1 pseudogene is annotated in these 411 nt (G+C 71.3%); it reads left to right on the forward strand.

Annotated features, from left to right (window positions below):
* A pseudogene (locus tag BZL64_RS38830) lies at nucleotides 1-411 on the forward strand (lysyl oxidase family protein); the annotation flags it as partial.

Consider the following 411-nt stretch of genomic DNA (forward strand, 5'->3'; position numbering starts at 1 on the left):
GCCGTCGCCGGGGCCGCTCCCGGTGCCGGCGCGGCCCCGCAGGCCGCCAAGCCCGGTGTGCCGCAGCTCAAGCTGATCGCCGCGTCGAAGTCCGTGACGCTCGACCGGTGGAACTGGGAGGGGGAGCCGCCCGGCGTCTACCTGGACCTGGGCACCTACGTCCAGGTGGAGAACGCGCCGCTGGAGTTCAAGGTGACGCGCAAGTCGTACAAGACGCCCGTCGTCGCCCAGCAGATCCTGCGCGACGGGACGAAGGTGAAGACCAAGACGCTGCCCGCCGGGCTCGTGCAGGACTTCAGCGGGCTGCCCGGCTTCCTGGAGGTGTCCGTCAAGGATGCCGCCGGGAAGGAAGTGGCCGCCACCAAGGGCAACTTCTGCCCCAACAACGCCTCCGGGCGGGTGCGCCCGGAC

This window comes from Streptomyces bobili, assembly GCF_002154575.1.
GTDB classification, from domain to species: domain Bacteria; phylum Actinomycetota; class Actinomycetes; order Streptomycetales; family Streptomycetaceae; genus Streptomyces; species Streptomyces bobili.